Genomic DNA, 11,316 nt, shown 5'->3' on the forward strand with positions numbered 1-11,316 from the left:
GCATTATGAACTTTATAAGATTCATGAAAGATGATTTTGTGTCATATGGTTCATTGGAGGGGAACACAGTAAATGTCATACATGGTGATATATTCGAGAGTTTTGAGGTGACAGATTCTTTCTATGATGTTTCTGAGATAGATTTTCTGACCCCTTGCATGCCTTCCAAAATAATATGTGTAGGTTTAAACTACAGATCCCATGCCAAGGAAATGAACATGCCGCTCCCTGAAGAACCTGTATTGTTCCTAAAACCACCTACGTCTGCATTGGCCCATGGAGGAGAAATAATTAGGCCTGAAATGTCAAAACAAGTTGAATTTGAGGCTGAGTTAGGCCTGGTAATAGGAAAAACGGGTAAGAACATTAAACCTGAAGAAGCATATAATTATATATTAGGTGCAACATGTTTCAATGATGTGACTGCCAGAGATCTGCAAAAAAAAGATGGACAATGGACTAGGGCAAAATCCTTTGATACCTTTGCACCCTTTGGTCCAAGCATTGTTACTGATTTGAATTATGATAATCTGGATATAGAGCTGTTGTTGAACGGAGAAGCCAGGCAAAAATCCAACACATCGGATTTCATATTCAATGTAGGTGAGATGGTAAGCTTTATAAGCAAAATAATGACACTATATCCTGGAGATGTAATTGCTACAGGCACTCCTTCAGGCGTAGGTCGACTCAATAGTGGTGATATAGTAGAGGTGAGAATAGAGAAAGTAGGGACACTGAAGAATTATGTACGCTAGTAATGTAAAAAAATTTAAAATGTGATATAATTATGCTTAATTAATCGTATTTTTAAGGGAGCGTATTATAATGAGTGCCTTGAGGTCAAATTATATTAAAACCTTTGCAGATGAAATTTCTCATCTATACTATATTTTTTTTAAACGCTATCCGGTTTTTAAGCTGTTCATTTCCAATATACTGTTTCATTCTTCTGGTAACTTCGGGCTGTCCATTGTTGAAAACGATGTAATTATAGGAAACTATACCATTTATAATACCAATGAGGGAAACATAGTAAAAGAAGGCTTAGACAACAAGGTAAGCGTGAGATTTAAAGTGCAAAAATCTATCTTTGATGATGTAATGAATAATAAAAGCCTATATGCATCTAAACCATATAAGCTTCTCAAGTTTGTGCCTGCCCTTTTATCTTCTGTTCAGATAGTTAAGAAGCGTTCGGTGGAGAAGTATCTAAGGGGAAACAAAGTAATACTAAGGCAAGGCTGTGAGAAGGATTTATTTTATCTTCATAATTGGTACAATGATAAAGAACTTAATAAATTGGCAGGATGGACAGAAGGGAAGATTGGAACAGCTCAATTGAGGATGAATCTTTTGAAAGGTTTTGGATATGATCCTATGAACCTCATTATTGAAACAATAGATGGAGGGAAACCTATAGGCACTATACAGTTATATGATTTCAATGAAACAGACCAAAGCTGTAAACTTGGCATACGAATAGGAGACAGGGATTATTGGGGAAAGGGCTATGGTGAGGATGCAATAAAAGCCTTGCTGAGGTATGCATTTTATGAGCTGGACATATTCAGAGTATCATTGAAGCTTTATGAGTATAATGAGAGAGCTTCAAGATGTTATTTGAAATGCGGATTTAAATATGAAGGAAGGACTAGAAAATCAGCGTATATTGATGGAAAATTCTATGATGAGATCCTTATGGGAGCATTAAAAAGCGAATTTATAAGCCAATTTGATAAAGACTGAAGAAAACTCAGGCCTATTGGGCGCCTGAGTTTTGTATATTACTTTCTCATGTCTATCATGTCTTGTATTGTATCTTTGATTCTAAAGAAGGCATTTCTACCGGTTCTGGATAGTTTTTTTCTTATTCTTCCATTAAACATGGGCAGCAATACTAAGCCGCCGATGGCTCCCATGGCACCCATTCGCATTGTGTTGCGTCTTTTTTGGAGCATAAAAATCACTTCCTTTCAGATTTAAATCTGATTTGTTCAATATTTAGCTTGCGTTTTTTTTATGTAATTAAAACATGCAAATTGTAGAATTTATTTTAAGCTTTGAAATGCCATTTATTTGGTTGATAGAGATATGTATTGATTTCAATAGCATTAGTCGAAAATAGAAGGATTATGAAATTTTTTATAGAAATATAGTTTAATTATGATTTATTATATAATAGAGCATGTTTTTTTACACAATGAACATGCAGGGGGGACTTCCACTGACGTTAAAAAAAGACAGCATCAATTTTAATATAATTAAGGTGATTGTATGGGAAAAGAAGAATTGTTTTTTTCTCTGGATATTGGTACAAGGACAGTGGTAGCAATAGTTGGAGTTTTTCACGGTGATGTATTTGAAATACTTGATTTTGAGGTTGAAGAACATAAAAAAAGGGCTATGTTAGATGGACAAGTGCATGATATCAGTCTTGTAACTGAAGCAGTGAAAAATGTCAAGAAAAAGCTGGAAGCAAGATTGGGTGCTAAGCTGGAGAAGGTTTCTATAGCCGCTGCAGGAAGAAGCCTTAGAACATGTAAAGTAGGGGTTGAACGAGATATTGATTCCCTTGCATACATCGATGGGGATATGATAGCAAGTCTTGAAATCGAAGCAATTCAAAAGGCTCAAAAAGAGATGAAAGAGTTGGATAGCGTTGAAAATGAAGAATATTATTGCGTAGGTTATGCTGTCACAAATTATTTTCTAAATCACTCTGTTATAGGAAATCTGGAAGGACAACGAGGGAAGAGTATGGGTGTGGAAGTTATAGCCACCTTCTTGCCCAAAACTGTAGTAGACAGTCTCCAGACAGTTATAAAGCAGGCTGGTCTGACTGTATATAATATGACTCTGGAGCCTATAGCTGCTATGGATGTTGCCATACAGGATAATATCAGGCTTCTTAACATAGCTTTGGTAGATATAGGAGCCGGAACATCGGATATTGCCTTGACGAAGGATGGAACCATATTTGCATTTGCAATGGTTCCTATTGCGGGAGATGAGATTACAGAGAAAATAGCTGAAAGCTTTTTGCTGGATTTCAATACCGCAGAGAAGGTAAAGCTTAGCTTATCAAAAAAGAAAAGTATAAAGTTTAAGGATATAATGGGCATTAAGCATCAAGTTGAGGCGGAAGAGATAATTAAAGCTATAGAACCTGCTGTAAGAGATTTGTCAGAGCAAATATGCAGTAAAATAATTGAATATAATGGCAAGGCACCTAGCGCTGTTTTCCTTATCGGAGGAGGGAGTTGTACCCCAAAGCTGGCAGATTATATTGCAGAAAATTTAGGACTTCAAAAGGACAGGGTGGGTGTAAGAAAAACCGATATAATAAAGGGAGTTATTTTTGATTCCAAAAAGATATGGGGCCCTGAATTTATAACACCCATTGGTATTGGAGTATCTGCCAATAAAATAAAGAAGAACGACTTTATACATGTAGTTATCAATGATAGACCTGTAAAGCTTTTAAATACAGGTAGGATTACCGTTGCTGATGTGCTTGTATTCATTGGATTTAATCCAAGGTTGTTAATAGGTTCTAAAGGGAAGGATCTGCATTTCACCATAAATGGAAAGCAGCAAGTAGTGAAAGGAAAAGGGGGAGAACCTGCCGTAATATTTATTAACGATGTGCAGAGCAATATAAATTCAGTATTGTCAAATGGGGATATCATAAGGATAATAAGCGCAGATGGAGGAGAAATGCCTAAAATATCCTTAAAAGAGGCAATGGCAGGGATATCCAAAAAGGTTGTAACCATAAATGGGAAGGAATATGAATTAAAAATGCATATAAAAGTAAACGGAGAAGCTATTCAGGATGGATATGAAATAATGGATGGGGACAGTATAAGCATAACTTATTCTGACACTATAGGCGAAATACTTGAAGATCTTAGAGTATCAAAAGATTCATTTTACATAACTGTTAACGGCAGAGCTGCCTCAATAAATGAGAAAATTGAAAATGGGGACAAGATAGAAATGAAAGTTAAGTAGGTATAATTTTTTTATTGAGAATAGAATATATATATTGCAGAGTTTGAAATGTTTTAAGGGGTGCTTGTATATGGCTAAAGGTTACAAAGGAATCATAATCGGATTAATTTCTTTTGTCATAGCACTTATAGTCGGTTCTGCAGTTCTATTCTTATCAGGAGATAAAATTGCCCCCAATGTTTTCATAGATGGTTATGATGTGGGAAGAATAACGATGGAAGAAGCAGCGATAGAGCTGAAAAATGCCTTTGATGATAATCTCAGCGAAGCCTATATGATATTAAAATATGGTGAAAAAACATGGCAATTAAATTATAAGGATATAGATTATAGCTATGACTATGAAAAGGCTTTGGCTAAAGCATACAGCATAACTAGGCAAGGGAATATATTTAAAAGATATGTTGACTCAATATTGGTAAGAATGAATAAAGTAGACATACCCATTGGATTCAGCTATAATGAGCAAAAAATAGCTAAACTCATAAGCGATATATCAAAAGAAATAGATTCGGAACCCATTGATGCCACAATAAGGCTTATTTCCGGGAAGTTTCAAATCACCGATGAAAAACTTGGAAGCAAACTGAATCAAGAAAAGGCTGTTGAAATGGTTTCTGAGGCCATTGAAAAGAAAAGCATAGCTGATATTGAACTGCCAGTGGAAGTGATAAATGCAGAAATAACAAGGGAAGATTTATCAAACATAACAGATAAGCTTGGAGAATATGCAACCAGTTTCAATTCGGCCAATGAGTCAAGAACCTATAACATAAAGCTTGCAACCAAAAGTGTCACTGATGTCTTGGTTCGTCCGGGAGAGACTTTTTCTTTGAACAAAACTATAGGTCCAAGGCTGGCCAAATATGGATACAGAACAGCAAAAGTTATAATAAACAATGAATATGTAGACGGCATAGGGGGAGGTGTATGTCAGGTATCCTCAACCCTATATAATGCTGCTTTGTTGGCTAATCTTAAGATTGTGGAGAGGAAGAACCATTCTTTGCCTTCCAGTTATATAGCTATGGGTAGGGATGCCACCATATCTGGTGATTACATAGATTTTAAATTTATGAATAACACCCCGTATCCTATATATATATATGGTGAGGTAAAGGGCAACCAGGTAAGATTCAGCATTTATGGTAAGAATGAGAATAAAGGAAGGCAAATCAAGATAAAGACAGAAATATTAAAGAAAATTGAGCCTAAGATTAAAATTATAGAAGACAGCAGCCTTCCTGTAGGTACAAGAATAGTTGAAAAGAAAGCCATACCTGGTTATGTTGTGCGCAGCTACAGAGTAATTGTGGAAAATGGTAAGGAGGTTTTAGTTGAACCTCTTTATACAGACACATATCGAGCTTCGGATGGAGTAACCAGAGTAGGTACAAAACCTGTTTCAAGAAGTGTCGAAGAGGAAGCTAAGACAGTAGAAAATTGACATAATGGAGAAAGATAAGGAGTATGATAAGATGAATAATGCTTACTATACAAAAGAAGTCACCTGCCCTATATGCATGATAAACTTCAATACAACGAAAATTAAAACAAGTGCTTTAAGGGTAGAACACAGAGATGAAGATTTTTGTGTGCATTATGAGAATTATAACCCAATTTATTATGAAGTAATTGTTTGTCCTAGTTGTGGTTATGCTTCTACAGAGAATGCCTTCGATAATCTAAACAATAAAGAGAAGTTAGTATTGGCTGAAGCATTTGTAGGTAGGCAAATAGGGAGGAATTTTTGCGGTATAAGGACTCACAAGGATGCTTTGGACAGTTATAAAATTGCCATATATACTGCCAATTTGATTAAGGCTAAAAACAGTTATATTGCAGGTTTGGCCTTAAAGACTGCTTGGATGTACAGATACATAAATAATGAGGAAAACGAAAAGGCTTTTCTTAATATGGCTTTGGATAATTATATAGAAGCTTTCAATAAGGAAAGATTTCCTGCAAATAACATGGACGAGCTTACTGTGATTTATCTCATAGGAGAACTATCAAGGAGATTGGGAAACTATGAAGAAGCAGTATATTGGTTCAGCAGAGTTACGAGTCATCCTGATCGAAACTCAAACATGAGAATACAAGGTCTAGCTAGGGAACAATGGCATGCTGTTAGGGAATTAGTGAAGAAAAATTAAACAGAATTTCACAAAAATTTCATTGAATATTATGAAAATTCCAGTTATTATGTAGCTATATAAAACTGGAGGTGAAATTTTTGGACTATTGCAAAAACATTCCTTTAGAATTAGTTGAAAATATAAAAAAAGCTTTTATCGGAAAAAAGACAGTTATTGAAAAAATAATCATAGCTGTATTAAGTGGAGGACATGTGCTTATAGAAGATGTTCCAGGAGTTGGAAAGACGACCTTAGTTCAAGCTGTGGCCAAGTCTCTGGGTTGCAGCTTCAAAAGGATCCAATTTACTCCTGACCTCCTCCCTTCTGATATAACAGGCATAACTGTCTATAATAACAGAACGGGAGAATTTGAATTCAAAGAAGGTCCCATAATGGCCAATATTATTCTAGCTGATGAAATAAACCGAAGTTCACCAAAAACCCAGTCCAGTCTTTTGGAAGCTATGCAAGAGGGCCAAATAACTGTTGACGGAGTCACCTACGATCTTCCGAAGCCCTTTGTTGTGCTGGCAACTCAAAACCCCATCGAATATGAAGGAACATTTCCATTACCTGAAGCCCAGTTAGATCGTTTTGCAATGCGCATCAAAATAGGATATCCGGATTTTAATGAAGAAAAAAGCATACTTAAACTTCAGGGCAAACCAATAGATGAAATAGAAAGCATTATCACAGATAAAGACGTGTTAAAAATCAGGGAAGAAATAAAAAAAATATATGTTGAAGATTCGGTTAAGGATTATATCATTTCTATAGTTCAAGCTACAAGAAAACATCAAGATGTTTATCTGGGATGCAGTCCCAGGGGAAGCCTTGCCTTGCTAAATGCATGTCGTGGTTTGGCTTATATAAGAGATAGAAACTATGTGTTGCCGGATGATGTAAAGGAACTGGCCGATGTTATATTGAATCACAGAATTATATTAAAGCCAGAAGCCAAAATGAAGGGGAGAACCGTTGAAGATGTGATTTACTCCATAATCAGCTCGATACGAGTACCTCTGGTGAGCAGAAATGTTTAAGGTAAACAAGGGAGCATTCATAATTCTCGGATCGGTATTTTTTTCTGCTCTTTTCATAGGAGGTACCTTTTTCTACGGCATATTCTTCTTCATATTATTTCTATTGTTGCTATGCAGTTATATGGGGAAAAAGGTATATAAGTCTATGGAATGCCTTGTCTGGAAAGTGAGCGATAGTGTAACTTCAGGGGATTATATAGATTACAGTATAGAAATTTATAATTCTTCCATGTTTCCCATACCATATATGGAGGTTTATGCAAATATACCTGAAAGGCTCACAGGGGAGCAAGAAAAGTTTAATGTAATATCTTTATCTCCCGGTGGAAAGATAAAGCTGTCAAAAAGCTTTACGTGCAAGCATAAGGGCATATATGATTTAGGTTCCATTGATGTAATATATGGGGATCCATTCTTTATATTCAGTTGGAGAAAGCAGATTAAATATGATATATCCTTGATAGTACATCCAAAAATCTATCCCATAGAAAATGTGTTCATACCTGCCAATCAGATTTTTGGAACCATATCGCAAAAAAACAACGCTTTTGAAGATTTTACTAGCATAAAGGACATCAGAAAATATCAAAAGGGAGACAGCTTTAAGAAAATTCACTGGAAGGTTTCAGCACATAAGGGAGATTTATATGTTAAGAACCTGGATATGAATGCTTCTACTCATATGCATCTTTTTTTAGATCTCTATGAGGACAAATATTTATGCGACCGAAGGGAAGATATTGAGGAAAGAGCATCTGAATGTGCTGCTTCTCTTATAAACTTTGCCATGTCAAAAGCTATTGGTGTAAATCTCTATGCTGCTGCAAAGGAATATATAAATCTATCTCATAAAGAAGCAGGTACATTGGAAACCTACTTGGATGTATTGGCAAATCTTAATTCGGAAGGAACCATAAATATATCACAAATTATATATAAAGAATCTCAGAAGTTGAATTCAGGTGTCACAATAATAATTATTACACCAAAGGTAGATACAGATTTGATAAGTACGGCCTCCCAAATGAAGTTAAAGGGATTCAAGTTTGTAATATTTGAAATAAAAGATGAAAACATGATATCGGATGAGATGGGAAAATTTATTCCAGAGGATATAGGCTATATTCAAATTCCACTGGATGATGAAGGTCATATATTTGTGAGGGATATATATGCATAAGAAAAATTTCAATGATATTTTTTTTAAAGGGTTTTTATTGTTTGTAATGATTTTGGCCATATCCATGGGCATTGATGATTACTTCGAATTTGGTATAAAGCTAAACCATCTCATATTTTATGATATTGTGCTAATTATTATAATTACCTTAATATATCATTATCCTTTAGCGTTGCTGTGGGGAACACTTCTTTTTATTGTTACATCCATATATATGTATTACTATCATAGCTTAATATTCAATCGAATTCTTAATGACAGCCTCATGTTTATGCAATGGTTTCCTGCATATATTGCAGGTTATGCTATCTTTTCAAAGGATTATGCAATACCATTTTTGACAATCATGATGATCTTTTCTGGGGGAGTGCTGGGGATTCTGGTTTTCTCAAGGATAAATAAGCTTATAATAACTGCTATAGGCATCATACTCTTTTCGTTTTTTTGGTTTAAATATGTAGAAAAATCTCATTTATACCTGATGATTTATCTTTTCTCATCATTATTGCTTCATTCTTACAGCTTATGGGACAAAAAGAAGGAAGAATGGAAGAGAAAATCCATATCTGTCTCAATTAGCTTCTATAGAAGTTGGCTTGGGTGCGCTGTTTTGCTTATAGGTTTAGCCATGATGTTTATGTTCGTGTTTCCTTTTAATATAAGACCCTTAAAAATTAATGCATTAAGCGATTTTATGGTACAAACCTTTCCTTTTATTACCGAATGGAAAAATGCGTCAGAGGAAAACTACGGATATAGCTTTAGATTCAGTTTAGGCAGGAATATATATAAGGATAAGAAGTTGGGTGGTCCGGTAAACTTTGATGGCAGCAATATGTTGTCTATAAAAGGAGATCTGATGAGTAATCTTTATCTAAGGGGAAGTGTCTATGATAAATATTCTGGATTTAACTGGAGCAAATCTAAAAGGTCACCAAAGATGTATGATGAAGAAAAAGTCATGAATCTGCCATTGCAAGTGACGTTTAGGGATATTACCATAGAGGTAAAGCCAGAAAGGTTGGTCTCATCCACTATTTTTAATGCTCTGTACCCCGTAGGGGCATATATGGATGATGGCAAAATATTCATAGATGATGATTTGGAAATGTATTCGGCCAAAACCATAGGCAATGGAACAAGCTATAGAATTAATATAAAAATTCCTCTTTATTCGAAGCATATGCTGAGAAATGCAAAGCCAGATATTGATGACAATTTGCAAAAATTATATCTTAGACTGCCCAGTACCATATCAGAAAGGACGAAAAGACTAGTAAATGATCTTACAGTAGCAAAAACAGATGCTTATGATAAGGCTATAGCTATTCAAAACTATTTAAGAAGCAATTATAAATATACCTTAGAACCTCAATCAATTCCCGAAGGAAAAGAATTTGTTGATTATTTTTTGTTCGAAGGCAAGGAAGGCTATTGTACTTACTTTGCATCATCAATGGTTGTCATGTTGAGGTTGGCAGGGATACCGGCCAGGTACGTGGAAGGGTTTCTGATTCAGACAGAAGGAGAAGGTTATAGAACTTACAATGTGGTGGATAGTAATTCTCATGCTTGGGTAGAAGCATACCTTGGTGAGTATGGATGGGTTACATTTGAGCCTACACCTGCTTATGATGAGATAAACATATTAGAACAGGTTAATATAGATGATATCCACAAGAATCCGCATATGGAAGGAGATGCATTAAAATCTATTTCTGATAATATCATTAATACCACAACCAGAAGAAAAGACATTTTGGAGGATGATATATATACAGGAACTGACTTGTCAAAAGTGAATAAAAGCATAGACATTAGTATAAAGCATACTGCTTATGTTATTGCATTTCTTCTAGTTGTATTAAGAGTTCTATATGGCTTAATAAGAATTAACATGATTAAGTTCATAAATTTCAATGAATCTCAGGAATCTGCCTATTTATATATAAAGCATATATTATGGTTATTAGGCAAATCAGGTATAAAGAAGAAGGAAAGTGAAACCCTCAGGCAATTATTGATGAGTTTGTGCCTAATTCTGCAAATAGACAGGAAAGAATGTGAGCATATACTATCAATAATAGAGGGAATAATATATGGCGGGAAAACTATAGAAATCCAAGAAGTTGTGAAACTTAAAGATTTTGAGAAGGAACTGAAGAAAAATATAAAGGAATATATGGGTGAAATAAAATATATATGGCATTTTTACTTTGGAAAAATATAAGAAGTTTACTCCTGCTAACATTTTAAAGTTCATGAGATGAGATAAAATATAGAAACCAATATTTTATCAAAAAAATATTTGTACTTTTAAAGATGCTATGATATAATATTTTCGTTAGCGCGAGTGACGGAATTGGCATACGTATACGATTCAGGTTCGTAGTTTTGCGGGTTCAACTCCCGCCTCGCGCACCAGCAATTGAAAATATTATGTTTTAAGATAAAAATTATTTTTATAAAGGCGGTTACTATTTTTAACCAGTAATTAAAAATGGTAATCGCTTTTTTTATGGGCTTTAGCCTGTTGAGCATGAAGCGAGTTTCTCGAGAGAGAAATGAGCCATGCGAAACAATAAACTACCCGCTATGCGGGTGCGCCACAGAACAGAGAAAGTATACGAGATATCTTAAAGCAGCTATGTAGTTATAAAGGAGTAGAAATTATAGAAGGACATCTTATGCCAGATCATGTACACATGTTAGGCATACCTCCAAAAATAAGTGTATCGAGTTTTATGGGGTATCTTAAAGGAAAGAGTGCACTAATGATATTTGATAAACATGCAAACTTAAAATATAAGTTTGGAAATAGGTACTTTTGGACAGAGAGTTACTATGTAAGTACTGTAGGGTTAAATGAAGCAACCATAAAGAAATACATACAAGAACAAGAAAAGCATGACATAATGGTAGACAAATTAAGTGTAAA

General features: G+C 34.8%; 9 protein-coding genes, 1 tRNA gene and 1 pseudogene. 10 read left to right on the top strand and 1 reads right to left on the bottom strand.

Features of this window, described 5'->3' with window-relative positions:
- Nucleotides 1-5: 5 nt before the first annotated feature.
- Nucleotides 6-758 carry a fumarylacetoacetate hydrolase family protein gene (locus BUB48_RS10560; RefSeq protein ID WP_073026196.1) on the top strand — a complete coding sequence of 251 codons (753 nt, stop codon included), beginning with the start codon at nt 6-8 and terminating at the stop codon, nt 756-758.
- Nucleotides 759-828: 70 nt separating this feature from the next.
- The gene (locus BUB48_RS17565) at nt 829-1,749 is read left to right on the top strand and encodes a GNAT family N-acetyltransferase (RefSeq protein ID WP_084524506.1); all 921 of its coding nucleotides are present in this window, start codon (nt 829-831) and stop codon (nt 1,747-1,749) included.
- 38 nt (nt 1,750-1,787) lie between these two features.
- Here BUB48_RS17565 and BUB48_RS17790 read toward each other — a convergent pair whose 3' ends face one another.
- Entirely contained in the window at nt 1,788-1,961 is a 174-nt protein-coding gene (locus tag BUB48_RS17790; RefSeq protein WP_139249967.1) for a YtxH domain-containing protein, read from the bottom strand.
- 316 nt (nt 1,962-2,277) lie between these two features.
- Here BUB48_RS17790 and BUB48_RS10570 point away from each other — a divergent pair, with 316 nt between their 5' ends.
- The 8 genes and pseudogenes from BUB48_RS10570 to tnpA form a co-directional block, all read left to right on the top strand.
- A complete protein-coding gene (locus BUB48_RS10570; protein WP_073026197.1) occupies nt 2,278-4,017 on the top strand; it encodes a cell division protein FtsA in 1,740 nt (579 codons plus the stop codon).
- A gap of 70 nt (nt 4,018-4,087) precedes the next feature.
- A complete protein-coding gene (locus tag BUB48_RS10575; protein WP_073026198.1) occupies nt 4,088-5,464 on the top strand; it encodes a VanW family protein in 1,377 nt (458 codons plus the stop codon).
- A 31-nt stretch (nt 5,465-5,495) separates the two neighbouring features.
- Entirely contained in the window at nt 5,496-6,173 is a 678-nt protein-coding gene (locus tag BUB48_RS10580) for a DUF2225 domain-containing protein (RefSeq protein ID WP_073026216.1), read from the top strand.
- A gap of 71 nt (nt 6,174-6,244) precedes the next feature.
- The gene (locus tag BUB48_RS10585; RefSeq protein ID WP_408631047.1) at nt 6,245-7,198 is read left to right on the top strand and encodes an AAA family ATPase; all 954 of its coding nucleotides are present in this window, start codon (nt 6,245-6,247) and stop codon (nt 7,196-7,198) included.
- Complete coding sequence (locus tag BUB48_RS10590; RefSeq protein ID WP_073026200.1) at nt 7,191-8,378, top strand: DUF58 domain-containing protein; 1,188 nt, start codon at nt 7,191-7,193, stop codon at nt 8,376-8,378. Before BUB48_RS10585 ends, BUB48_RS10590 begins: the two co-directional genes overlap by 8 nt.
- Nucleotides 8,371-10,608: a transglutaminase family protein gene (locus tag BUB48_RS10595; protein ID WP_073026201.1), complete on the top strand. Its 2,238-nt coding sequence runs from the start codon at nt 8,371-8,373 to the stop codon at nt 10,606-10,608. The genes BUB48_RS10590 and BUB48_RS10595 overlap by 8 nt, the downstream gene beginning before the upstream one ends.
- Before the next feature lie 117 nt (nt 10,609-10,725).
- Nucleotides 10,726-10,802: transfer RNA gene (locus tag BUB48_RS10600), tRNA-Leu, on the top strand.
- Nucleotides 10,803-10,993: 191 nt separating this feature from the next.
- Nucleotides 10,994-11,316: pseudogene (gene tnpA / locus BUB48_RS10605) on the top strand (IS200/IS605 family transposase); the annotation flags it as partial.

It is taken from the genome of Lutispora thermophila DSM 19022 (genome assembly GCF_900142105.1).
In the GTDB taxonomy this organism is placed as follows: domain Bacteria; phylum Bacillota; class Clostridia; order Lutisporales; family Lutisporaceae; genus Lutispora; species Lutispora thermophila.